The 23,285-nt window shown below is 69.4% G+C and carries 20 protein-coding genes; 2 read left to right on the top strand and 18 right to left on the bottom strand.

Annotation, left to right across the window (positions count from 1 at the left end; all coding sequences use genetic code 11):
* The first annotated feature begins 48 nt into the window (after positions 1 to 48).
* Positions 49 to 678, top strand: a complete 630-nt coding sequence (locus G6N58_RS29730) for a TetR/AcrR family transcriptional regulator (protein WP_163908549.1) — start codon at positions 49 to 51, stop codon at positions 676 to 678.
* Here G6N58_RS29730 and proB read toward each other — a convergent pair.
* The 16 genes from proB to G6N58_RS29810 form a co-directional block, all read right to left on the bottom strand.
* Positions 675 to 1,775 (bottom strand): glutamate 5-kinase, encoded by a 1,101-nt coding sequence (proB, locus tag G6N58_RS29735; RefSeq protein ID WP_115280353.1) that lies wholly within the window; start codon positions 1,773 to 1,775, stop codon positions 675 to 677. The two genes, G6N58_RS29730 and proB, sit on opposite strands and share 4 nt — an antisense overlap.
* Complete coding sequence (gene obgE / locus G6N58_RS29740; protein ID WP_115280352.1) at positions 1,772 to 3,217, bottom strand: GTPase ObgE; 1,446 nt, start codon at positions 3,215 to 3,217, stop codon at positions 1,772 to 1,774. The genes proB and obgE overlap by 4 nt, the downstream gene beginning before the upstream one ends.
* A gap of 90 nt (positions 3,218 to 3,307) precedes the next feature.
* Entirely contained in the window at positions 3,308 to 3,565 is a 258-nt protein-coding gene (rpmA, locus tag G6N58_RS29745) for a 50S ribosomal protein L27 (protein ID WP_115280351.1), read from the bottom strand.
* Positions 3,566 to 3,579: 14 nt separating this feature from the next.
* On the bottom strand, positions 3,580 to 3,891 hold the full coding sequence (gene rplU, locus G6N58_RS29750; RefSeq protein WP_115280350.1) for a 50S ribosomal protein L21: 312 nt from the start codon (positions 3,889 to 3,891) through the stop codon (positions 3,580 to 3,582).
* A gap of 182 nt (positions 3,892 to 4,073) precedes the next feature.
* Entirely contained in the window at positions 4,074 to 7,061 is a 2,988-nt protein-coding gene (gene rne / locus G6N58_RS29755) for a ribonuclease E (protein ID WP_163908704.1), read from the bottom strand.
* 349 nt (positions 7,062 to 7,410) lie between these two features.
* Positions 7,411 to 7,821 (bottom strand): nucleoside-diphosphate kinase, encoded by a 411-nt coding sequence (gene ndk, locus G6N58_RS29760; RefSeq protein WP_068920037.1) that lies wholly within the window; start codon positions 7,819 to 7,821, stop codon positions 7,411 to 7,413.
* A gap of 45 nt (positions 7,822 to 7,866) precedes the next feature.
* The gene (locus G6N58_RS29765) at positions 7,867 to 8,202 is read right to left on the bottom strand and encodes a DUF4233 domain-containing protein (RefSeq protein WP_115281951.1); all 336 of its coding nucleotides are present in this window, start codon (positions 8,200 to 8,202) and stop codon (positions 7,867 to 7,869) included.
* 53 nt (positions 8,203 to 8,255) lie between these two features.
* Positions 8,256 to 9,743 carry a bifunctional tetrahydrofolate synthase/dihydrofolate synthase gene (folC, locus tag G6N58_RS29770; RefSeq protein ID WP_115280349.1) on the bottom strand — a complete coding sequence of 496 codons (1,488 nt, stop codon included), beginning with the start codon at positions 9,741 to 9,743 and terminating at the stop codon, positions 8,256 to 8,258.
* A complete protein-coding gene (locus tag G6N58_RS29775; protein ID WP_115280348.1) occupies positions 9,740 to 12,391 on the bottom strand; it encodes a valine--tRNA ligase in 2,652 nt (883 codons plus the stop codon). Before G6N58_RS29775 ends, folC begins: the two co-directional genes overlap by 4 nt.
* Positions 12,392 to 12,441: 50 nt before the next feature.
* Complete coding sequence (locus G6N58_RS29780) at positions 12,442 to 13,002, bottom strand: hypothetical protein (protein WP_115280347.1); 561 nt, start codon at positions 13,000 to 13,002, stop codon at positions 12,442 to 12,444.
* A gap of 9 nt (positions 13,003 to 13,011) precedes the next feature.
* Positions 13,012 to 14,271 carry a saccharopine dehydrogenase family protein gene (locus tag G6N58_RS29785; protein WP_115280346.1) on the bottom strand — a complete coding sequence of 420 codons (1,260 nt, stop codon included), beginning with the start codon at positions 14,269 to 14,271 and terminating at the stop codon, positions 13,012 to 13,014.
* 20 nt (positions 14,272 to 14,291) lie between these two features.
* Complete coding sequence (locus G6N58_RS29790; protein WP_115281950.1) at positions 14,292 to 16,262, bottom strand: S9 family peptidase; 1,971 nt, start codon at positions 16,260 to 16,262, stop codon at positions 14,292 to 14,294.
* 19 nt (positions 16,263 to 16,281) lie between these two features.
* Entirely contained in the window at positions 16,282 to 17,037 is a 756-nt protein-coding gene (gene eutC, locus G6N58_RS29795; RefSeq protein ID WP_115280345.1) for an ethanolamine ammonia-lyase subunit EutC, read from the bottom strand.
* On the bottom strand, positions 17,034 to 18,446 hold the full coding sequence (locus tag G6N58_RS29800) for an ethanolamine ammonia-lyase subunit EutB (RefSeq protein WP_115280344.1): 1,413 nt from the start codon (positions 18,444 to 18,446) through the stop codon (positions 17,034 to 17,036). Before G6N58_RS29800 ends, eutC begins: the two co-directional genes overlap by 4 nt.
* A gap of 50 nt (positions 18,447 to 18,496) precedes the next feature.
* On the bottom strand, positions 18,497 to 19,144 hold the full coding sequence (locus G6N58_RS29805; protein ID WP_068917942.1) for a helix-turn-helix domain-containing protein: 648 nt from the start codon (positions 19,142 to 19,144) through the stop codon (positions 18,497 to 18,499).
* A gap of 37 nt (positions 19,145 to 19,181) precedes the next feature.
* Positions 19,182 to 20,225 carry an LLM class flavin-dependent oxidoreductase gene (locus tag G6N58_RS29810; RefSeq protein WP_068917943.1) on the bottom strand — a complete coding sequence of 348 codons (1,044 nt, stop codon included), beginning with the start codon at positions 20,223 to 20,225 and terminating at the stop codon, positions 19,182 to 19,184.
* Between the two features lie 76 nt (positions 20,226 to 20,301).
* Between G6N58_RS29810 and G6N58_RS29815 the strand changes: the two genes are divergently transcribed.
* Positions 20,302 to 20,766 carry a MarR family winged helix-turn-helix transcriptional regulator gene (locus tag G6N58_RS29815; RefSeq protein WP_068917944.1) on the top strand — a complete coding sequence of 155 codons (465 nt, stop codon included), beginning with the start codon at positions 20,302 to 20,304 and terminating at the stop codon, positions 20,764 to 20,766.
* On the opposite strand, the gene G6N58_RS29820 is transcribed toward G6N58_RS29815, so the two are convergent.
* Positions 20,763 to 21,950, bottom strand: coding sequence for an NAD(P)/FAD-dependent oxidoreductase (locus G6N58_RS29820; protein ID WP_163908551.1), 1,188 nt, complete (start codon positions 21,948 to 21,950; stop codon positions 20,763 to 20,765). The two genes, G6N58_RS29815 and G6N58_RS29820, sit on opposite strands and share 4 nt — an antisense overlap.
* The gene (locus tag G6N58_RS29825; RefSeq protein WP_163908553.1) at positions 21,943 to 23,268 is read right to left on the bottom strand and encodes an FMN-binding glutamate synthase family protein; all 1,326 of its coding nucleotides are present in this window, start codon (positions 23,266 to 23,268) and stop codon (positions 21,943 to 21,945) included. The genes G6N58_RS29820 and G6N58_RS29825 overlap by 8 nt, the downstream gene beginning before the upstream one ends.
* Positions 23,269 to 23,285 lie beyond the last annotated feature (17 nt).

Below are 23,285 nucleotides of genomic sequence, written 5' to 3' on the forward strand. Positions count from 1 at the left end.
ATAAGTCTAGACACTGTGTCTAGTCAACCTGGTGCGTATCCTTCACTGATGCCGTCGGTCACCCGTAAGCCGCAGGCCAAACGCCAGCAGCGGCGCGAGCAGATCGAGCGGGACCTGCTGGCCGCCACCGAGCGATTGGTCAACGAGGGCGCCAGCTTCACCGAGCTGAGCGTCGATCGACTGGCCGGCGAAGCCGGGATCTCGCGGGCCAGCTTCTACATCTACTTCGAGGACAAAGGTCATCTGCTGCGCCGGCTGGCCGGACAGGTGTTCGGTGACCTCGCTGCGGGCGCCTCGAGATGGTGGTCGGTGGCCGCCCGCCGTGATCCCGCCGATGTGCGCGCCGCCATGACGGCCGTGGTGTCCCAGTACCGCCGGCATCAGCCGCTGCTGGTCGCGCTGAGCGAGATGGCCGGTTACGACCCGCAGGTGTCGGCCACCTACCGCGAACTCCTGACCGAGATCGCCGGACAGGTCATCAGGGTGATCGAGGAGGGGCAGGCCGCAGGCACCATCCGCCCCGAGCTCCCCCCGGAGGCCACCGCCACCTCGTTGACCTGGATGGTGGAACGCTCGTGTCAGCAGAACCTGCCGGGACGGCCCCCGGAGTACGACGCGGAGCTGGCCGAAGCGCTGACGCAGATCGTCTGGGCCGCACTGTATCTCACGCCCGCTTAGCAGGCCACCAGGTCGTCGGCATGCACAGCGGGGCGGCGCATGTCGGCCGGGAGATCCGAGGTGGAGCGGCCCATCATGGTCGCCAGTTCGGCCGCGTCGTAGGCCACGACTCCGCGGGCCACCACGCCGCCGTCCGGGCCTTTGAGTTCGATGACGTCGCCGCCGACGAAACGTCCTGCCAGCGAAGTGATCCCGGCCGGCAGCAGCGAGCGCCTGCGTTCGGTCACCGCGCGCACCGCGCCGTCGTCGAGGGTGACACTGCCTGCAGCCTCGGCGGCGTAGCGCACCCAGAACCGCCGCGAAGACATCCGGGTGGGCCGCGGCGCGAACACCGTGCCCACCGACCCTTCACCCAGTGCATCGGCGGCATCGCCGGCGGCGGCCAATAGCACCGGCACCCCGGCGTCCGCGGCCAGCAGCGCCGAGGACAATTTCGACGCCATGCCGCCGGTGCCGAGATGGCTTCCGCGACCGGCGATCACGCCGTCCAGGTCGTCGGGACCCGACACCTCGGGGATGAAGCGCGCATCAGATTTGCGGGGATCGGAATCGTAGAGACCGTTGATGTCGGACAACAACACCAGGGCGTCGGCGCCGATCAGATGGGCCACCAGGGCCGAAAGCCGGTCGTTGTCGCCGAAACGGATCTCGTTGGTGGCCACCGTGTCGTTCTCGTTGACGATGGCCACCGCGTGCAGGGAACGCAGCCGGTCCAGGGTGCGCTGGGCGTTGGTGTGCTGCACGCGCATCGAGATGTCATGGGCGGTCAGCAGCACCTGGCCGACGGTGCGCTGGTACTTGCCGAACGCCGCGCTCCAGGAGTTCACCAACGCCACCTGCCCCACGCTGGCGGCCGCCTGCTTGGTGGCCAGATCCGTGGGGCGCCTGGACAATCCGAGTGGTTCGATGCCTGCGGCGATGGCGCCGGAGGACACGATCACCACATCGGAGCCGGCCTTCATCCGCCGCTCGATGGCATCGACGAGATATTGCAGCCGGCTGGCATCGAACACCCCGGTAGGCGTGGTCAACGCAGTGGTGCCGATCTTGACGACGATGCTGCGTGCGGTACGGATGGCGTCGCGGTGGACGCTCACTCCGGCTCACCGGTTTGTCTGCGCGCCTTGCGGGCCGCCTTGCGCTCGTCGGCACCCACCCGGTCACTGCGCTCGAGCCGGACGTCGGTGCCGCGGCCGGTCGGGACCACGTCGACGCCGGCGGGTGTCTGGGGCTCCCAGTCGAAGGTCATGTCGCCGATGGTGACAGCACAACCCGGGCGTGCGCCCAGCTTGAACAGTTCGTCTTCGACGCCGAGGCGCGCCAACCGGTCACCGAGGTAGCCGACGGCTTCGTCGTTGTCGAAGTTGGTCTGGGCGATCCAGCGCTCGGGGCGCACACCACGCACCACAAAGCCGCCGTCACCGTCTGGGTGTACCGAGAATGCCTTCTCGTTGACGGGGATGGGCCGGATGACCGGCCGCCGCGGAGCCAGCACCGGCTGCGCAGCACGGTAGGCCGACACCAGATCCCAGAGAGCGAAGGTCAAGGGCCGCAACCCGATCCGCGCCACGGTCGATACCTCGAAGACCGGCCAACCGCGGGCGGCGATGTCGTCTCGGACGAAGTCGGCGAGTTCCAAGGCATCGGGGACATCGATCTTGTTGAGCACCACCGCCCGGGGCCGCTCGGTCAGATCGCCCAGCGTCGAATCGCCTTGCAGCGTCGGCTGGTATGCGGCCAGCTCGGCTTCGAGGGCGTCGATGTCCGAGATCGGGTCGCGGCCGGGTTCCATGGTGGCGCAGTCGATCACGTGGACCAGGACCGCGCAGCGCTCGATGTGGCGCAGGAAATCGAGGCCGAGCCCACGGCCTTCGGAGGCACCGGGGATCAACCCGGGCACGTCGGCGACAGTGAACGTGTGGTCCCCGGCGGAGACCACACCGAGGTTCGGCGCCAAGGTCGTGAACGGGTAGTCGGCGATCTTGGGCTTGGCCGCCGAGATGGCGGAGACCAGCGACGACTTGCCGGCAGACGGGAACCCGACCAGGCCGACGTCGGCAACGGTCTTGAGCTCCAAGGTGAGTTCACGCTCGTCGCCCTTTTCGCCCAACAGGGCGAAGCCGGGTGCCTTGCGGGCGCGGGAGGCCAGTGCGGCGTTGCCGAGGCCGCCACGGCCGCCGACGGCCGCCTCGAAGCGGGTGCCCGCACCGGTCAGGTCAGCCAGCAGCCGACCCTGCTCATCGAGAACCACGGTGCCGTCGGGCACCTTGACCTCGAGATCGTCGCCGTGGGCGCCGTCGCGGTTACTGCCCGCACCCTGCTTGCCCGAGGGCGCGACGATGTGCGGATGGAAGTGGAAGTCCAGCAGGGTGTGCACCTGGGGGTCGACCACCAGGACGACACTGCCGCCGCGACCGCCGTTGCCGCCGTCGGGTCCGCCGAGGGGTTTGAACTTCTCGCGGTGCACCGAGGCACACCCGTGACCACCGGCTCCGGCGCGGGCGTGGATGACTACGCGGTCGACGAAGCGGGGTGCCATCGGACGACCTTCCTGTGCAATGTGAAGCTAGTGCAAATTCTGTCGAGAACTCGCAGCAGCTTCACATTCGCAGGCGTGGTCCTCGGAACGTCAGGCGTTAGCCGGAACGATGTTGACAGTCTTGCGACCGCGCTTGCTGCCGAACTCGACAGCGCCGGCCGACAACGCGAACAGCGTGTCGTCGCCACCACGGCCGACGTTCACGCCGGGGTGGAAGTGAGTGCCGCGCTGGCGGACGATGATCTCGCCTGCCTTGACGACCTGGCCGCCGAAGCGCTTGACGCCGAGCCGCTGGGCGGCTGAGTCGCGACCGTTGCGTGAGCTGGAAGCGCCCTTTTTGTGTGCCATGTTTCGCTCCCTCGCTACTTGATGCCGGTGACCTTGAGGACCGTCAGCTGCTGACGGTGCCCCTGGCGCTTGTGGTAGCCGGTCTTGTTCTTGAACTTGTGGATGCGGATCTTGGGGCCCTTGGTGTGCTCGAGCACCTCACCGGTGACGGCAACCTTCTCCAGCGCCGCGGCGTCGGTGGTGACATCGGCACCGTCGACAACCAGAGCCACGGGCAGCGACACCGAGCCGCCGGCCTCGATCTCCAGCTTCTCGACCTTGACTATGTCACCGACGGCGACCTTGTACTGCTTGCCGCCGGTCTTGACGATTGCGTACGTCGCCATCGTGGTCCTAACTCATCGCTTTCGGGCGCGCAGCACCCGGGGGCGCGTGCGCAGGTCTTGGGTTCGTGGGCTGATCCGGCTCGCGGTTCACCCACGGTCACGGGCGTGAGCCTCGTGACAACTGCTCAAGGTTACGTGACCAGCATGTTGGGAAGCAAACCGCCTGCGGGTGACGGTCGACATCATCCTGCCGGCGGGCCGGCAGGACGTGCCGCGGCGCGCCTGCGCCGTGGCCGCGCAGCGATCACCTCGACAACAGGTTCGGGCTCGGGTTCGTCCTCGTCTTCGTCGTCATCGGAGTCGTCGTCGTCCTCGCCGTCAACGAGCTCGACATCGTCGTCGTCGTCCTCGTCGTCGTCGTCATCGAGGTCGATGTCCTCGTCCTCGTCGGTCTCGTCGTCGTCGGTGTCGTCGTCCTCCGACTCCTCGAAGTCGTCGTCGGTGTCGAGGCCCACCCGCTCCTCGGACTGCTCCTCACCCACCGCGTCGTGCACGGTTTCCTCGGTCAGGGCCTCGTCCTCGTCCTCGGCGTCGTCCCCGTGCTTGCCGTTGGCTGCAGCCATGGCCTTGAACATCGGATGTTCGACACTGTGCGCCGGCACCCGGGCCACTTCCGGTGTCGGCTCTTCGGCCTTGCCGCGCTTGCCGGAACGCTTGCTGCGCCGGCTCCCGCCGGAGGCCTCTGCCTTGCGCGCCGGCGCCTGAGGTGCCGAATCCACCGGATCGGCGTGCAGCACGATGCCGCGACCCGCGCAGTGTGTGCACGTGGTGGAGAACGCCTCGACCAGGCCCGTGCCCAGCTTCTTGCGGGTCAGCTGGACCAGGCCCAGTGACGTCACCTCGGAGACCTGGTGGCGCGTACGGTCCCGCGCCAGAGCTTCGGTGAGTCTGCGCAGGACCAGATCCCGGTTGGACTCCAGCACCATGTCGATGAAATCGATCACCACGATGCCGCCGATGTCGCGCAGCCGCAGCTGGCGCACGATCTCCTCGGCGGCTTCCAGGTTGTTCTTGGTGACGGTCTGCTCGAGGTTGCCGCCGGCGCCGGTGAACTTGCCGGTGTTGACGTCCACCACGGTCATGGCCTCGGTGCGATCGATCACCAAGGTGCCGCCCGAGGGCAGCCACACCTTGCGGTCCATCGCCTTGGTGAGTTGCTCGTCGATGCGGTGCACCGCGAACACGTCCGGGCCACCGTTCTCGGCGGCCTCGTACTTCGTCAGCTTGCCCATCAGCTCGGGTGCCACCGACTGGACGTAATCGTTGATGGTCTTCCAGGCCTCGTCACCGGAGACGATCAGCCCGGAGAAGTCCTCGTTGAACAGGTCGCGGATCACCTTCACCAGCACGTCGGGCTCTTCGTAGAGCGCGACCGCAGCGCCGGCCTTCTTCGCGGTGACCTCGGCGGCCTTGGCGTCGATCTCGGCCCAGCGCTTCTGCAGCCGCTCGACGTCGCCGCGGATGTCCTCTTCCTTGACCCCCTCGGAGGCGGTCCGGATGATCACCCCGGCATCGGCGGGGACGACTTCGCGCAGGATCTCCTTGAGCCGCTGCCGTTCGGTGTCGGGAAGCTTGCGGCTGATTCCGGTCGACGAGGCACCGGGGACGTACACCAGGTAGCGGCCGGCCAGCGACACCTGTGTGGTGAGCCGCGCCCCCTTGTGCCCCACCGGGTCCTTGCTGACCTGGACCACCACATAGTCACCGGGCTTGAGTGCCTGTTCGATCTTGCGCTGCGCCCCGCCGAGGCCGGCGGCCTCCCAGTTCACCTCACCGGCGTACAGCACACCGTTGCGGCCGCGGCCGATGTCGACGAACGCGGCCTCCATCGAAGGCAGGACGTTCTGCACGATGCCGAGGTAGATGTTGCCCACCAGAGAGGCGGAAGCAGCCGAGGTCACAAAATGTTCGACCACCACGCCGTCTTCGAGGACCGCGATCTGGGTGTAGCGGGCGCCGGCGTGCGGCGGCTCCACGCGCGATTTGTCGCGCACGATCATGGTGCGCTCGACGGCCTCGCGGCGGGCCAGGAACTCGGCCTCGGACAGGATGGGCGGCCGACGGCGACCCGCGTCGCGGCCGTCGCGGCGGCGCTGGCGTTTGGCCTCCAGGCGGGTCGACCCGCTGATGCCCTGGATCTCGTTGGAGGCCTTGGCCGCCTTCTCGGCTTTGCTGCGCGGGGCGCGTTCGTGGACGACAGTGTTCGGCGGATCATCGGGTGAGGCGGATTCCCCGTCCTCCCCGCCGCCGGACTTGCGGCGCCGCCGACGGCGCCGGCGGCGGCTGGAACCGTCGCCGCTACCGCTGTCGTCGTCCTCGCCGTCGTCGTCCCCGGCCTCGTCGTCCCCGCCGTCGTCATCGCCGTCGGACTTGTCCTTGTCCTCGGTGTCGACGGGTTTGTCGGTCTGCTCGTCGTCGGACTCGTCGCCGTCGGCGGCGTCACCACCCCGGCCCCGACCGCGGCCGCGGCGACCACGCCTGCGCCTGCGGTTGGCCGGCTTCTCGGCCTGCTCGTCGTCGGAGTCGTCTCCGTCATCGGAGTCGTCGTCATCGTCGGTATCGGCGTCGGTCTCGTCGACGCGCACCTGAGCGGGGCGTTCGGTGACCGGTTGCGGGGCCACGAACAGCGGAAGGTAGTCGGCCACCACCGCTTCGGCCTCCCGCGATTCGGGCTCCGACGATTCGGGCTCCGGCGGCAGTTCCATCAGCAGGCGGGATTCGGGTTCACCCTCCGGGACCTCGCCGGGCGCGGTCTCGGCCACCGGTTCGGTCTCGACCACCGGCTCCGGCTCGGGTGCCGGCTCCGGCTCGGGTGCCGGCTCCGGCTCGGGTGCCGGCTCCGGCTCGGGTGCCGGCTCCGGCTCGGGTGTGGATACCGGCTCCGGCTCGGGTGCCGGTGCCGGTCCAGCCTGGGCCTGTTCGGCCGCGGCCAGCACGTCACGCACCTTCACGGCATCACTGCGGTCGACGCTGGAGTGCGCACTGCGTGAACGACCGTCGAGATCGGCCAGCGCCTCGAGTACCCGCCGACTGGTGGTGCCGAGCACCCTGGCCAGCGAATGGACTCTCAGTCGCTCGGGAATGTCCGGGTGAGCGCTGCTGTCAGGGGAAACGCCGCCGGCTGCGGGCGCGCTGTCCTGCGCGGCGCTGCTGTCGGTGTGGTCTTGGATTTTTGCATCGTCGTCCACGTACTCTCCTTCAAGCCCCCGGGCGCGTTGTACAACGCGGCCGCGCGAGGACTTCGGTTATGGGCTCGGCTGGCTGCACCGAACTTGTTGTGGTCTCGCCCCGGGCGGCTCGTTGATGACAAGCTCTGTGAACCCACCCGGTGCCTGGGTTGAATGATGGCTGGGACGGTCGGCGCCGCATCGCGGGTAGCGGTGGTCGCGCACGTCAAAGTCTTCATCCGGGTGTCCGCCGCCGGTCTGACGCCGTACACCCGGACCCAGTATCCCATACCGAAGTGGTGTATCCGACCACACTCGGGTTAGCCAGCCGCGCGGGCCGGAGAACCCGCGGTCAGGACTGGGGGAACCAGAGCGCGATCTCGCGCTCTGCAGACTCCGGCGAGTCCGACCCATGCACCAGATTGAACTGGGTCTCCAGGCCGAGATCGCCCCGGATGGTGCCGGGCGTGGCCTTCTCCACCGGATCGGTGCCGCCGGCCAGCTGACGGAAGGCGGCGATGGCGCGGGGGCCCTCCAGGACCGCCGCCACCACCGGGCCGCCGGTGATGAACTCCAGCAGCGAGCCGAAGAAGGGCTTGCCTTCGTGTTCGGCGTAATGGGCGCGCGCCAGCTCATCGCTGACGTGCTTGAGCTCCAACGCCGCGATCGTGAGTCCTTTTCGTTCGATCCGGCTGATGATCTCTCCGATCAGCTGCCGCTCGACGCCATCGGGCTTGATCAGGGCCAAAGTCCGCTCAGTCACGGCGCACAGCGTACCCAACGCAGGCGAAATCCTTGTATTGCCTGGTCAGTCGGGATGCTGCTGCCCCGGGAGCAGGCCCCGGCGCTGCCGGCGCAGCACCTCGGCCCGCAGGTAGACGATCAAACCCCAGACCACGGCGAAGACCAGACCCACGAACCCGACACCCGGATAGATCACCCACCCGGCGATCAGCACCAACTGCGCACCGCAGTTCACCCACAGTGCCCACGGTCGCCCCTGCATGCCGGACAGCAGGACCAAGAACACTGCGAAACCGATCAGGTACGCCATCGAGAAGGCGGTCAGTCCACCGCCGACCGCACCGACCACCGGCAGGGCCAGCAGCACCACGATGGCCTCCAGGATCAGAGTCCCGGCCATCACGCCGCGGAAACTCTTCCACGGGTCCGGCGGGGCCGGTGGCGGGGTCTCGGTCACTGCGGGTCCTTGCCGAACAGAGTGCGCGCCGCCCCGGCGGTGACCACCGACCCGGTGATGACGATGCCCGTACCCGACACCCCGCCGTCCTCGGCAGCCTCCTCGACCAGTGCGGTGGCGGTCTCCACGGCGTCGGTGAGGGTGGCGGCGGTGATCACCCGCTCCTGCCCGAACCGCTCTTCGGCCAACAGCGCCAGGGCGTCGGTCTCCAGCGCCCGCGGAGAGCCGTTGTGCGTGACCACCAGCTGATCGAACACCGGTTCCAGGGCATCCAGGATGCCGGCGACGTCCTTGTCCGCCATCACCGAGACGACGCCCACCAGGAACCGGAAATCGAACTCCTCGGCCAGGGTGGCCGCGAGCGCCGCCGCACCGGCGGGGTTGTGGGCGGCGTCGATGAAGACCGTCGGCGCGGTGCGCAGCCGCTCCAGGCGGCCCGGGCTGGCCACCGCGGCGAACCCGGCCCGCACCGCGTCGATGTCGAGCTGGCGTGAGGCCCCCGCGCCGAAGAACGCCTCGACGGCGGCCAGCGCGACAGCGGCGTTGTGGGCCTGGTGTTCACCATGCAGCGGCAGGAACACTTCCGAGTACACCCCGCCGAGGCCCTGCAGTTCCAGCAGCTGGCCACCGATGGCGATCTGCCGCGCCAGCACAGCGAACTCCGACCCCTCGCGGGCCACGGCGGCCTCCGCCGAAACCGCTTGCGCCATGATGACTTCCATGGCCTCGGGGGCCTGCTGCGCCACGATCGCGACCATGCTGGGATCCACCCCCTCGGGCAATACCTCGTCGGCGTCGACCTTGCGGATGATGCCGGCCTTCTCCCCCGCGATGGTGGCGATGTCGTTGCCCAGGTACTCCATATGGTCCATCCCCACCGGGGTGATGACGGCCACCGGGGCGTCGACGACGTTGGTGGCGTCCCACCGGCCGCCGAGTCCCACCTCGACGATCGCGACGTCCACCGGGGCGTCGGCGAACGCCGCGAACGCCATGGCCGTCACGACCTCGAACTTGCTCATCGACGGCCCGCCCGAGGCATGGGACTGCTGGTCGACGAGTTCGACGAAAGGCTCGATCTCCCGGTAGGTCTCGACGTACTTGGCCGGACTGATCGGCTTGTTGTCGATCGAGATGCGTTCGGTGGCCGATTGCAGATGCGGGCTGGTGGTTCGCCCGGTGCGCTGGTGCAGCGCACTGATCAGCGCGTCGACCATCCGGGCCACCGAGGTCTTGCCGTTGGTCCCCGCGATGTGGATGCTCGGGTAGTTGCGCTGCGGCGAGCCGAGCAGCTCCATGAGCGCCGAGATCCGCGCGGTGCTCGGTTCGATCTTGGTTTCCGGCCAGCGCTGGTCCAGCAGGTGCTCGACCTGCAGCAGGGCGGCCACCTCGTCGGGGCTGGGCTCGATGATCGCCTCGGGTGTGATGGCCCCGGGGTCGTCGAACCCGTCGGCGAACTCGTCGGGAAAGTCGGAGTCCGTCATGCCAATCCGGCCAGGCGCGCGCTGATCCGGTCCACTTCTTCGCCGGCGAGCTGCTGTCGGTCCCGGATCTTGGCGACGACGGCCTCGGGCGCCTTGGCCAGGAACGCCTCGTTGCCCAGTTTTGCGGTGGTGCCCGCCAGTTCCTTCTGTGCGGCGGCCAGATCCTTCTCCAGGCGGCGACGTTCGGCGGCGACGTCGACGGTGCCCGAGGTGTCGAGCTCCACCTGCACCGTGCCCCCGGCCAGGCGCACCTCGATGGATGCCGACGGGGTGAAGCCGTCGGCCGGTTCGGTCAGCCAGGACAGCGACGTGGTGGCACCGAGGTGCTCGGCCAGCCCGGCGGCGTCGATGCCTGTGAGCCGGGCCGGCACCCGCTGGCGGTCGGCCAGACCCTGGTCGCTGCGGAAGCGGCGCACCTCGGTGACCAGTTTCTGCAGATCCGCGACCCGCTGCGCCGCCGCGTGGTCGGAGACGATCCCGGAGGGCTCCGGCCAGTCGGCGATCACCAGCGACTCACCGCCGGTGAGCGCCTTCCACAGGGTTTCGGTGACGAACGGCATCACCGGGTGCAGCAGTTTGAGCAGGGTGTCGAGCACCGCGGCCAGCACTGCGGTGGTGTGCGTCAAACCTTGGCCCAGTTGCACTTTCGCCAATTCGACGTACCAGTCGCAGAACTCGTCCCAGGCGAAGTGGTAGAGCGCCTCGCAGGCCCGGCTGAACTCGTAGTTCTCGAATGCCGCATCGGCGTCGACCCGGACCTCCTCGAGCCGGCCCAGGATCCACCGGTCGGCATCGGTGAGTTCGATGAGTTCCGGCAGCGCAGCAGGTTCGGCGCCGTTCATCAAGGCGAAGCGGGTGGCGTTGAAGACCTTGGTGGCGAAGTTGCGCGACGCGCGGGCGTGGTCCTCTCCGATGGAAAGGTCACCGCCGGGGCTGGCGCCGCGGGCCAGGGTGAAGCGCAGCGCGTCGGCGCCGAACATCTCCACCCAGTCCAGCGGGTCGATGCCGTTGCCTTTGGACTTGCTCATCTTGCGGCCGAACTCGTCACGGATCAGGCCGTGCAGGAACACATTCTGGAACGGGACGGTGCCCGCGCTTATCACGTCGTCGCCCGCGACGAAGGTGCCGAACATCATCATCCGGGCCACCCAGAAGAACAGGATGTCGTATCCGGTCACCAGAACGGTGGTGGGATAGAACTTCTCGAGTTCGGGGGTGCGCTCCGGCCAGCCCATCGTGGAGAACGGCCACAGCGCCGAGGAGAACCAGGTGTCCAGGACGTCGGGGTCCTGCTCCCAGCCCTCCGGCGGGGTCTCGTCTGGGCCCAGGCACACCTGCTGACCGTCGGGGCCGTGCCAGATCGGGATGCGGTGGCCCCACCACAGCTGGCGCGAGATGCACCAGTCGTGCATGTTGTCCACCCAGGCGAACCAGCGCGGCTCGAGGCTGGCGGGGTGGATCACGGTGTCGCCGTTGCGCACCGCGTCCCCGGAGGCCTTGGCCAACGACTCCACCTTGACCCACCACTGCAGGCTCAGGCGCGGTTCGATGGGTTCACCGCTGCGCTCTGAGTGTCCGACGCTGTGCAGGTAGGGGCGCTTCTCGGCGACGATGCGGCCTTGGGCGGCCAGCGCCTCGCGCACCGCCACGCGGGCTTCGAAGCGGTCCATGCCGTCGAACTGGGTGCCGGTGTCGGCGATGCGGCCGGTTTTGTCCATCATCGTCGGCATGGCGAGGTTGTGCCGCATGCCGATCTCGAAGTCGTTCGGATCGTGGGCGGGAGTGACCTTGACTGCGCCGGTGCCGAATTCGGGGTCGACGTGCTCGTCGGCGACGATGGTGATGTCGCGGTCCTGGAACGGGTGCGGGAGGGTCTGGCCCACCAGCGCGCGGTAGCGCTCGTCGTCGGGGTGCACGGCGATGGCCGTGTCACCCAGCATGGTCTCCATCCGGGTGGTGGCCACCACGATGTGGGGTTCGTCGTCGTTCAGCGAGCCGTACCGGAACGACACCAGCTCACCCTCGACGTCCTCGTACTTCACCTCGAGGTCGCTGATGGCGGTCTGCAGCACCGGCGACCAGTTGACCAGCCGCTCGGCCTGGTAGATCAGCCCGGCGTCATAGAGCCGTTTGAAGATGGTGCGCACGGCGCGGGACAGGCCCTCGTCCATGGTGAAACGGTCCCGGCTCCAGTCCACCCCGTCGCCGAGGCGGCGCATCTGGCCGCCGATGGTGCCCCCGGACTCACGCTTCCAGTCCCACACCTTCTCGATGAATAGGTCGCGACCGAAGTCCTCTTTGGTCTTGCCGTCGACCGTCAGCTGCTTTTCCACCACCGACTGGGTGGCGATGCCCGCATGGTCCATGCCGGGCAACCACAGCACCTCGTAACCCTGCATCCGGCGGCGCCGGGTCAGCGCATCCATGATGGTGTGGTCCAGGGCATGGCCCATGTGCAGGCTGCCGGTGACGTTCGGCGGCGGCAGCACGATCGAGTACGGCGGCTTGTCGCTGGCCGGATCGGCAGTGAAGTACCCGGCGGCGACCCAGCCCTCGTACAGCTCGCTCTCTACCGCCGACGGGTCCCAGGACTTGGGTAGGTCTTGTGCCCGGGAGGCGGCGGCGTCGGTGTGGGAGCTGGCAGTCACCGGTCAATTCTAGGGAGCCGCGCGAGCGCCGGGGACTGCGGGTTGTGCGCTCACCAGGTGGAGCTGAAGACGTACCAGTCCCCGGTGAGGGCGGTCACGGTCACCGACTCTCCGATCGGGTCGTCGACCGCGGGCGGCCCCGAGGGCAGGTGCGCGAATCCGCTCTCGTCCAGGAAACCGCCGCCGGCGACGGTGAAGTACACCCGGTCCCGGTACACGGCCACGGCGCTGACGGGGTAGCTGCCGATGTCGCCGGCGAGGATGTCGGCGGCCTGCGGGTCGGCGACCGCCGCGTCCGCCGCCCGGGTGAAGGCGTCCTCGGCCAGCACGAACCGCACCCGCAGCGGTACCTGCGCCGCGCTCAGGCTCAGGCACAGCACCACCACGGTGGGGACGACCAGCAGCCACCAGGAGAACCGCTTGGCCGTGATCAGGAAGCACAGTGTCCGCACCAGCCACGCGGCGCACAGGACGGCGCCGGCCAGCACCGCGTACATCGCCAGGCCGAAGTTTGAGCCCGGCAGGCTGGCGGCCCACAGCAGGGCCGCACCGGCGATCAGCGTCGCCCCGGCCAGCACCGGGCCCGGCGGGCGGCGCACCCACGTCGGCATGTCGGTCGGTCAGTTCAGCCGGGTGGTCTCCAGGGTGACACCGTCCGCGGCGGGCAGCAGATCCAGCAGGGCGTCGCCCATGGCGGCGGCGGGAGTGAGCACACCGCGCAGATCGGAGAGGGTGTCGCGGTGCAGCGCCAAGGCCAGCCCGCACTCGCCGAGCAGGACTGCGGTGGACTTGTAGCCCGGGTCGCCCACCTGGGCCATGGTGGTGCGGTAGCGCGCCCCGGTGGTTGTGGTGGTGTAGGTCTCGACGGTGTAGTGCCCGCGCTCACGGGTCGCTTCGCTGGGGCCGGTGCCCGGCTTCGGGACGATGCGTTGCACCAGCCGGTCGGGCAGCTTGTCGAAGTACCGGCTACCCAGTGCGAGCACGGCGGCATTGGTGGCGGTGCCCACGGCCGCGGCGATGGGCGCCATCGGCGACGAGCCCATGCTCATCACCTCGCTGTAGGCGAACCGGCGGCCGTAGCTCCAGTTCAGCAGCGCATTGCTGCGCCGCACGATCCGGGAGTTGGTGGCAGCCATCACGAACGCCCCGGTCCAGACGCCGGCCAGCTCGGGGGCGATCTGGACCCCCTTGCGCCAGGCGATGTCGGGCTGGGCGCCGAGTTCGGGCTCGGCCCCACGGTCGGTGCTCAGGGTGTAGGGATCGAGCATCGCAGCCCGCGCGGCCGGGTCCTTCGACGCCGTCTTCATCACCTCGAGCATGGAGGCGACGGTGCCGCCGGAGACCCCGCCGGCGAACCGACGCACCACCATCGTGGTGTCCAGCAGGTCCCCGGCGCCGTCGGCCTGCGCCTGTTTGTGCAGGGCGTAGACGGTGAGATCAGAAGGGACGGAATCGAATCCACAGGAGTGCACGATGCGGGCCCCGGTGTCGGCGGCTTCCTTGTGGTAGGTGTCGATGCTGTCGCGGATGAACATCGTCTCGCCGGTGAGGTCGGCGTAGTCGGTGCCCGCGGCCGCGCACGCCGCGACCAGCGGTAGCCCGTACTTGGTGTAGGGCCCCACCGTGGTGATCACCACCCGGGTGCGCGCGGCCATGGCGTTGAGGGTGGAGGGCTGCGAGGCGTCGGCGGTGATCAGCGGCCAGGACTGCGCGGCGGGGCCCAGGGAGTCGCGCACCTTGATCAGCTTGTCCGCCGAGCGGCCCGCCAGGGCGATGCGCGCATCCCCACCTGCGGTGGCCAGGTAGAGCGCGGTGAGTCTGCCGGCGAAGCCCGTCGCCCCGTACACCACGATGTCGAATTCACGGTCCGCTGCGGTCATGATCTCAACCTACCGGTCGGTCAGCCCAGCGTCTCCGGCAATGCGACGGTCTCCCCCAGCACGTGCTCTGCGAGGAATGCCGTCACCACCTGATACCAGAGCTTCGCGTGCGCGGGGTGCAGCACCCAGTGATTCTCCGACGGGAAGTACAGGAAGCGGTGCGGTGAGTTGCCGTCGTCGTCGGCGGGCAGCCCGGAGGCGGTCAGCAGTTCGAACCACAGCCGCAGCGCCTCCCCGATCGGCACGCGATAGTCCTTGTCGCCGTGGATCACCAGCATCGGGGTGGCGATGCTGTGGACGTGGCGGTGCGGCGAATTCTCGACCGCCATCTCCGGGGTCATCTCCCGCATCCAGTAGTAGGACGAGTCGGTGGTGGCGCCGAACTGGTCGAGCGCCCACAGGCTGGCGTGGGTGACGATGGCGGCGAACCGGTCGGTGTGGCCGGCCACCCAGTTGGCCATGTACCCGCCGAAGGAGCCGCCCATGGCGGCGGTGCGGGTCGCGTCGATCCGCGGGTGCGCGCACGCGGCGTCGGTGGCGGCCATCAGGTCGGTGAACGGTGGGCCACCCCAGGCGCCCCAGCCGACCTGGATGAAGTCCTGGCCGTACCCGGTGGACAGCGCCGGATCGGGCAGCAGCACCGCGTACCCCCCGGCGGCCAGCAGCCACGGATTCCACCGCCACGACCAGGCGTTCCAGCTGCCGAGTGGCCCGCCGTGGATCCAGAGGAGCAGCGGAGCAGGCTCCTGGTCCACCGGCAGCACCAGCCACGAGCGCACCGTGCGGCCGTCGGTCGCGGTGGCCTCGATCTCGGTGAGCTCGCCGGGCAGGGCCGGCAGTTCGACACCGGGCAGCACCGTGACGGTGCCGTCGGTATCCAGACGCACCGGGTGCGGTGGGGCGGCGTAGCTGCTGCGCAGGGCGAAATCACCGGCGTCGGTGGCGATCACGTTGGTGTAGGCGAAGTCATCGTCGGTCAGCCGAGTGACGTGGCCGTCGAGGCCCACCCGAAACACCGGGCTGCGGCCACCGTCGTCGGCCACCACCAGCAGCGCCGCGCCGTCGGCGGACCAGGTGGCCGACACGGGCCACCGGTCCCAGTTCGGCGCCACGGTCTCGATCTCTACTGATCCCAGACTCATGCGGCACAGCGTGATCCGCGGAGCCTGCTGCGGCGTGGACACCGACTCCCGCAGGAACGCCACCTGGGTGCAGTCCGGGGAGATCACCGGAGACTCCAGGTCGGCGCCGGGGTCCTCGGCGATGACCTCGCGGTTGCCGGAGGCGACGTCGATGCGCACCAGCACACTGCGCAGTGACGCCGCCGGCCCGGGCACCCGCCAGGCAGCCACGATGAACGTGCCGTCGGCGCTGACGTCGAAACTGGCCTCCCGCAGCGCATTCCCGGGATCGGGGGTCAGATCGCGGCGGTCGGCGGCATCCAGCAGGTGGGGTTGCCCCGGGCCCAGGTCGGCGTCCCAGTACCGGACCGGGTAGCCGGTGTGCAGGATGGCGTCGATCTTCGTGTCCTTGCGCAGCGCGCGCAGGCGGCGTTCGTCGTCCAGGTCGGCGGACGACGGCAGCAGAGCCGCGGTCACCACGGTGCGCTCTGCTGCGCGGGCGGTGCGGACACCGTCGACCCCGCCGGGCAGGGCCAGGATCTGCTCGGCCTCCCCGCCTGCCGCGGGCAGCCGCCACAGCGCGGTCGGCGGGGTGTCATCGTCGCCGTCGGGACGCACCGCCAGGAACAGCAGGTCACCTGCGGCGGTGAATGCCGGCGCCGACTCCCCCTTCACGCCGCGCGTCAGCCGCCGGGGTGGCGCCGCCGCGTCGGGGTCGAGTTCCCAGAGCGCGGTGCGGAATTCGGTTTTCTTGTCGTTCAGCTCGGCCAGCGCCATCACCACGCGGCGGCCGTCGGCACTGGCCGCCAGTCCGGTGACCCGCGGCAGGTTCAGATAGTCGTCGAGCTCGGCGAACGCGGTGGTGGACATGGGCCAGTGGTAGCACACCTCAGCCCAGCGCGGCAGCCTGCTGCGCCTCGGTCAACACATCCTCAGAGGTGTCCTTGAGATCCACCCCTGATCGGCCCAGCTGCTTGGCGCCGGCCAGCAGTGCGGCCACCACCGCCGCAGCGCGCGGGTACGCCACGCCGTGGCTGTGGATGTTGGACACGCAGTTGCGTTCCGAGTCCGCCATGCCCGGCCGCGGCCGGTACGACAGGTAGGCACCCAGACTGTCGGCGACCGACAGGCCGGGGCGCTCCCCGATCAGCACCACCACGGCGTCGGCGCCGAGCGCGGCGGCCACGTGGTCACCGAGGGCCACCCGCGCCTGGGTGGCGACGACGACGGACACCGCGGCCCCGCCGAGAGCTTCCACCAGCGCCCTGACCATCGGCACGGCGTGGTCGGTGACCGCCCGGGCCGACAACCCGTCGCAGACCACGATCGCGACATCCGGCTCCGTCCGGCAGAGCGCGGACAGGTCGGCGGGCTGCCGGCCGAGATCCGGACGGCGCAGATAGGTGGAGCGATCAGGGGCGCGGCTGGTGATCACCGGGACCGGTCCCACGCCCAGCTCGCTCAGGGACGCGGCCAGTGCGTCGGCGTCGACCGCGGAGTGCACGGCGTCGCGGGCGGCGGCGTGCGCGGCCGAGAGGTCCAGTACCGCAGCGATGTCCAGGGCGTCGCCCGCACGGCCGAGGCCGATCCTGGACCGGGTGTGCGCCCGCAGCCGGTCCCACAGGGCGCGTTCGGTGTCACTCACGCGCTGGCTGCCAATGCCCGCAGCGACGAGGCGCTGGCTTCCAGCGGCCGGATCAGGCCGTCCGCTCCGATCATGTCCTGGGCCGCCAGCCACTGCTCGAACTCCGGAGCGGGCCCCAGCCCCAGCGTGCGGCGCGCGTAGAGCACGTCGTGGAAGGACAGGCTCTGGTAGCCCAGCATCACGTCGTCGGCGCCGGGCACCGCGATCACGAAGGCCGTTCCCGCCGCGGCCAGCAGCGTCAGCAGCACGTCCATGTCGTCGCCGTCGGCCTCGGCGTGGTTGGTGTAGCAGACGTCCACGCCCATGGGCAGGCCCAGCAGCCGGCCGCAGAAGTTGTCCTCCAGCCCCGCGCGGATGATCTGCTTGCCGTCGTAGAGATACTCCGGACCGATGAACCCCACCACGGTGTTCACCAACAGGGGCTCGACCTCGCGGGCCACCGCGTAGGCACGGGCTTCCAGGGTTTGCTGATCGACGGGTTGATCGCCAACACCGAGGTGGCCGCCGGCCGACAGGGCCGAGCCCTGACCGGTTTCGAGGTACATGACGTTGGTGCCGACCGTACCGCGGTGCAGGGACCGGCCCGCCTCCATGCCCTCGCGCAGCAGATCCACGGTGACGCCGAAACCCTTGTTGGTGGCTTCGGTGCCGGCGATCGACTGGAACACCAGATCCACCGGGGCACCTTTGCCGATCAGGTCGATGGTGGTGGTGACGTGGGTCAGCACGCACGACTGGGTGGGAATGTCGTAGCGGGAGCGGATCTCGTCGAGCAGCCGCAGCAGGTCGGCGACCGCGCGCGGTGAATCGGTGGCGGGATTGATACCGATCACGGCATCCCCGCTGCCCATCAGCAGGCCGTCCAGGGTTGCCGCGGCGACCCCCAGCGGATTGTCGGTGGGGTGGTTGGGCTGCAGGCGGCTGGCGAGGCGGCCGGGCAGGCCGATGGTGGAACGGAAGGCCGACGTCACCAGCGGCAACCGGGCCACCGCCACCAGGTCCTGGTTGCGCATCAGCTTGCTCACCGCGGCCACCATCTCCGGGGTGAGCCCGGGCGCCAGCGCACTCACCTGCTGCGGCCCAGTGGGGTCGACGACCATGCGCAGCAACCAGTTTCGCAACTCCCCGACGGTCATCGAGGACACCGGGGCGAAGGCCTGCGCGTCGTGGCTGTCGATGATCAGCCGGGTGACCTCGTCGGTCTCGTAGGGCACCACCACCTCGGTGAGGAAGTCGGTCAGCGGGATCTCGGCCAGGGCGTAGCGGGCGGCAGCGCGCTCGGCATCGGTCTCGGCGGCGCAGCCGGCCAGTTGATCCCCCGACCGGGCGGGTGAGGCCTTGGCCAGCACCTGCACCAGGTGATCGAAGGTGTACGTCTGACCGGCGAGCGTGTGGCGGCGGACTGTCACCGTCCCATCCTCCTCTGCCGTCGTTACCGAGCGATGTCGGCGTGATTTCGTCAGGGGGTGGTGTCGGGGAAGGCGATCACGGACAGGAAGCGGATGGGCAGGGAGATCAGCGCGGTCGGGCCGTGCGCGCCCTCGCCGTCGAATTGCAGCGAATCGCCAGGCTCCAGCCGGTACACCGACGCGCCGTGGCCGTACTCCATCACCCCTTCGAGCTGGTAGATGAACTCGGTCCCCGGATGCTGGAACAGCGGATAGGTCTCGCTCTCGGTGGTCAACGTCACCAGCAGCGACTCCAACCGCTTGTGCTGGCCGCGCAACGCGCCCAGCAACTCGTAATGGTGCCCCACCTGGGTGCCGTTGCGGGCGATCTGCGGCCCGGTGCCCTTGGCGGTGAACACCGCCGCCCGTTCGGCGTCCACGCCGCGGAACAACGACGTCACCGGGACATCGAGCCCGGCCGCCAGCCGCGCGAGAGTGGCTAGGCTGCAGGAGGTTTGCGCGTTCTCGATCTTCGACATCATCGCCTTCGAGATGCCCACCCGATCGGCCATCTCCGACACCGACAGTCCACTCTGCGTGCGCAGGGCGCGCACGTTGCGGGCGATCGCACCTTCGAGTCCGGCGCCCAGCAGCGGCTCCGCCGGTGTGCGCTCCCCCGCGCTACCAGCGCGGTTTCGCAGCAGTGGATCGTCGGTCATGCCGTGAGACGCTACCTGGCCGACCGCCGCCCGGCGCTCACGACTCGGCCAGCAGCTCGCGGACCCGGGGAATGACCTGGGTCCCGTACAGCTCCACCGACCGCAGCCGGGCACTGGCAGAGACGGTTCCGGCGGACGAATAGATCATGTCGAACCGGCCCACGCCGAGCACCCCGATAGCGCGGGCGATCTTCCTGGCGACCGTCTCGACGGAACCGACGTACAGCGAACCCCCGGCCACCTCGGAGTCGAATTCCGCGCGCCGCAGCGGCGGCCAGCCCCGCAGCGCGCCGATGCGGTCGCGGATCTCCCGGTACCCCGGGTAGTACAGCTCCTTGGCCTCCTCGTCGGTGGCGGCGACGAAGCCTGGCGAGTGCATGCCGACCGGTCGGGCGATGGTGCCGAATTCCTGCGCGGCGTGCCGGTACAGCTCCAGGTAGGGCGCGAAGCGCTCGGGCGCGCCGCCGATGATGGCCAGCATCAGACCGAACCCGTAGCGGGCGGTCCGCACCACCGATTCCGGCGATCCGCCCACGCCGACCCAGGTGTTGAGTCGGCCGGAGTCGGTCTTGGGGAACACGTCCGCGTCCTGCAGGGCAGCACGGGTAGTGCCCGTCCAGGTGACCGGCTTCTCGTCCAGCAGCCGGTGGAACAGCTCGATCTTCTCCTCGAACAGCACCTCGTAGTCAGCGAGGTCGTACCCGAACAGCGGGAACGACTCCGTGAACGATCCGCGCCCGAGGATCACCTCGGCGCGGCCGCGGGACAACGCGTCGACGGTGGCGAACCGCTGATAGACCCGCACCGGGTCGTCCGAAGACAGCACGGTGACCCCGGAGGCGAGCCGGATGCGCGTGGTCGCCGTCGCGATGCCGGCCAGTACCGTCTCCGGGCTCGAGATGGCGTATTCGGGCCGGTGGTGTTCGCCCAGCGCCACCACGTCGATGCCGACCTGGTCGGCGAGCACCGCTTCCCGCACCGCGGCGCGGATGGCCTCGGCATGCGAGACCACCTCTCCGCGGTCGTCGCGGGGCCGGTCGCCGAAGCTGTCGATACCGAACTCGATCTGCGAGACATCCATACGCGGTTCATCCTCCAAGTGATTGACACGTCAATCATGCCGGAGATTGTTCACACGTCAACTACCCTGGGTGGCGATGACCACGCGCCGGCTGCCCGACAAGGACGAACTCGCGATCTGGCGGGCCCACATCGAGACCTTCGAGATCGTCCGGGCGCGCATCGACGCACGCCTGCACCAGGATTCACAACTCTCCAGCGGCGACTACCGCATCCTGTTGGCGCTCAGCGAGGCCGACGGCACCGCGTTGCGGTCCTCGGAGCTCGCCGCCCACATCGAGTGGGAGCGCAGCCGACTGTCCGGACACCTGGGCCGCATGGAGAAACGCGGGCTGGTGCGTCGCGAACCGTGTCCCGAGGATGCCCGGGGCGCGCGCGTGGTGCTCACCGACGACGGGGCCCGCGCGTTCCGCGCCAGCACGGTCCCGCACCTGCGCGCCGTCAAAGAGGTGTTCGTCGACGCGCTGTCCCCCGCCCAGCTGGCCGCACTGGGCGAGGCGGCGGCGGCCATGCGCCGCCACCTCGGGCTCGACGTCGGCTAGCGCAGCTGGCCCGCGGCCGCATAGGGATGCGGGCTGCTGAGCTTCTGCCCCTCCGCGAAGCGGGAAAGCCGGAAATCCGACTCGGGAATGCGGGGGTCGCTACTGCGGCCGTCGACCACCAGGTCGGCCACCAGCCGGCCCACCGCAGGCGCGATCTTGAAGCCGTGCCCGCTGAACCCCACGGCGAGCACCAGACCCTCGATGTCGGTGCGCGACATCACCGGGTTGAAATCCGGTGTGACGTCGTAACACCCGGCGTAGGTGGAGGCGACGGCACCGTCGGCCAGCCCCGGGAAGCGGTGGGCCAGCTTCTCCACCGTGGCCTCCAGGAAGTCGCTGTCCGCGCGGTTGCTGTAGGCGTCCGGATCCGCGGTCTCGATGGTCGCCAGGTCGCTGTTGCCGAACAGGATCTCCCCGCCCACGTCAGGACGCACGTACTGCAGCGACACCAGATCGGAGAACACCGGCAACGAATTCACCTCGCCGGCGTCGGCGGGGGGCTTGAGCATGACGATCTGCTCGCGCACCACGGTCACCGACAGGTCGATCCCCAATGCCGCCAGGAATGGCGGCGCCCAGGCCCCAGTGGCCAGCACCACGGTGCCGCAGGCGATGAATTCCCCGTCGCGCAACCGGACGCCCGTCACCCGGTCACCGTCGACCACGATCTCGGACACCGGCGTGCTCTGGCGGATCGTCACCCCGGCCGCGCGTGCGGTGACAGCCATCGCCTGCGCGGTCATGTAGGCGTCGCCGTAACCACCGCGCGGCTCGTAGGCGAACCCGGCGAAATCATCGAGATATGCCGTGGGCCAGAGCTTCGCGACATCGCTGCGATCGATGCGCTCGGTCTGCACCCCGACAGCCTGCTGCGCGGCCAGGTTGGCGTCCAGCGCCTCGACGTCCCCCTCGCCGACGCCCACCACATACCCGGTGCCGTGGAATCCGATGGGCTGGCCGAAGTGTTCCTGCGCCGCTTCGAACACCTCCAGGCCGTACTGGCTCATGGCAGCCAGCGAGCTGACGCCATAGTGGCAGCGCACGATGCCGCTGGACTTCCCGGTCATCCCGGATCCGACCGTGGAGCGCTCCAGGACCAGGACGTCGGTGACGCCGCGCTGGGACAGCGCCCAGGCGGTGGCGGCGCCCTCGAGTCCACCGCCGACGATGACCACCTCAGGCATGGCCGGGGATCCAGGACGTGCCGGCCAGCGGGATGCGGGCCATGGCAGCGGCTTCGATGGTCAACGCCACCAGGTCCTCGGGTTCCAGGTGCTGCACATGGGCTTTGCCGCACGCCCGCGCGATGGTCTGGGCCTCCATGGTCATCACCCGCAGGTAATTGGCCAGACGCCGGCCGGCCTCCACCGGGTCCAGCCGCGCGGACAGCTGCGGGTCCTGGGTGGTGATGCCGGCGGGGTCCCGGCCGTCCTGGAAGTCATCGTAGAAACCTGCTGCGCTGCCGATCTTGTCGTATTCGTCGGCGTAGCGCGGATCGTTGTCGCCCAGAGCGATCAGAGCGGCGGTACCGATCGACACCGCGTCGGCGCCCAGCGCCAGCGCCTTGGCGACGTCGGCGCCGTTGCGGATGCCACCGGAGACCACCAACTGGACCTGACGATGAACGCCCAACTCCTGCAACGCCTGCACCGCCTGCGGGATGGCGGCCAGCGTCGGGATCCCGACGTGTTCGATGAACACGTCCTGGGTGGCCGCGGTGCCGCCCTGCATGCCGTCGACCACCACCACATCGGCGCCGGCGTGGACTGCCAGCTTGACGTCGTAATAGGTACGCGACGCACCCATCTTGACGAAGATGGGCTTCTCCCAGTCGGTCAGCTCACGCAGTTCGTTGATCTTGATGGTCAGGTCGTCGGGTCCGGTCCAGTCGGGATGCCGGCACGCGCTGCGCTGGTCGATGCCCTCGGGCAGGTTCCGCATCCGCGCCACCCGCTCGGTGATCTTCTGCCCCAGCAGCATTCCGCCACCGCCCGGCTTGGCGCCCTGGCCGAGCACGATCTCGATGGCGTCGGCCTTGCGCAGGTCGTCGGGGTTCATCCCGTACCGGCTGGGCAGGTACTGATACACCAGGTACTTGCTCTGGCCCCGCTCCTCGGGGGTCATGCCGCCGTCGCCGGTGGTGGTCGAGGTGCCCACTTCGCTGGCCCCGCGGCCCAGCGCCTCCTTGGCGTTGGCCGACAGCGAGCCGAAGCTCATTCCCGCGATCGTCACCGGAATGCTGAGGTGCAGAGGATGTTTGGCGTACCTGCTGCCGAGCACCACATCGGTGTCGCACCGCTCGCGGTAGCCCTCCAGCGGGTAGCGGGACATGCTGGCACCCAGGAACGCCAGATCGTCGAGGTGCGGCAGCTTGCGCTTGGCCCCCCAGCCCCGGATGTCGTACACCCCGGTGGCGGCGGCGCGCTGGATGTCGGCGATGGTGGCGCGGTCGAAGGTGGCGGACTCACGCAGGCCGCGCTGAACGCGGGCGTCATCATTCATATCGGGATCCTCGAAAG

It is taken from the genome of Mycolicibacterium tokaiense, from assembly GCF_010725885.1.
In the GTDB taxonomy this organism is placed as follows: Bacteria; Actinomycetota; Actinomycetes; order Mycobacteriales; family Mycobacteriaceae; genus Mycobacterium; species Mycobacterium tokaiense.

What these genes read in the sequence shown, in the direction of transcription:
- G6N58_RS29780 (WP_115280347.1), bottom strand. Translation starts at nt 13,002, where the DNA reads ATGCCGACGTGGGTGCGCCGCCCGCCGGGCCCGGTGCTGGCCGGGGCG.
- folC (WP_115280349.1), bottom strand. Translation starts at nt 9,743, where the DNA reads ATGACGGACTCCGACTTTCCCGACGAGTTCGCCGACGGGTTCGACGAC.
- G6N58_RS29730 (WP_163908549.1), top strand. Translation starts at nt 49, where the DNA reads ATGCCGTCGGTCACCCGTAAGCCGCAGGCCAAACGCCAGCAGCGGCGC.
- G6N58_RS29785 (WP_115280346.1), bottom strand. Translation starts at nt 14,271, where the DNA reads ATGACCGCAGCGGACCGTGAATTCGACATCGTGGTGTACGGGGCGACG.
- G6N58_RS29810 (WP_068917943.1), bottom strand. Translation starts at nt 20,225, where the DNA reads ATGGATGTCTCGCAGATCGAGTTCGGTATCGACAGCTTCGGCGACCGG.
- G6N58_RS29765 (WP_115281951.1), bottom strand. Translation starts at nt 8,202, where the DNA reads ATGGCCGGGACTCTGATCCTGGAGGCCATCGTGGTGCTGCTGGCCCTG.
- G6N58_RS29815 (WP_068917944.1), top strand. Translation starts at nt 20,302, where the DNA reads ATGACCACGCGCCGGCTGCCCGACAAGGACGAACTCGCGATCTGGCGG.
- G6N58_RS29790 (WP_115281950.1), bottom strand. Translation starts at nt 16,262, where the DNA reads ATGTCCACCACCGCGTTCGCCGAGCTCGACGACTATCTGAACCTGCCG.
- G6N58_RS29805 (WP_068917942.1), bottom strand. Translation starts at nt 19,144, where the DNA reads ATGACCGACGATCCACTGCTGCGAAACCGCGCTGGTAGCGCGGGGGAG.
- G6N58_RS29820 (WP_163908551.1), bottom strand. Translation starts at nt 21,950, where the DNA reads ATGCCTGAGGTGGTCATCGTCGGCGGTGGACTCGAGGGCGCCGCCACC.
- rpmA (WP_115280351.1), bottom strand. Translation starts at nt 3,565, where the DNA reads ATGGCACACAAAAAGGGCGCTTCCAGCTCACGCAACGGTCGCGACTCA.
- obgE (WP_115280352.1), bottom strand. Translation starts at nt 3,217, where the DNA reads ATGGCACCCCGCTTCGTCGACCGCGTAGTCATCCACGCCCGCGCCGGA.
- G6N58_RS29825 (WP_163908553.1), bottom strand. Translation starts at nt 23,268, where the DNA reads ATGAATGATGACGCCCGCGTTCAGCGCGGCCTGCGTGAGTCCGCCACC.
- rplU (WP_115280350.1), bottom strand. Translation starts at nt 3,891, where the DNA reads ATGGCGACGTACGCAATCGTCAAGACCGGCGGCAAGCAGTACAAGGTC.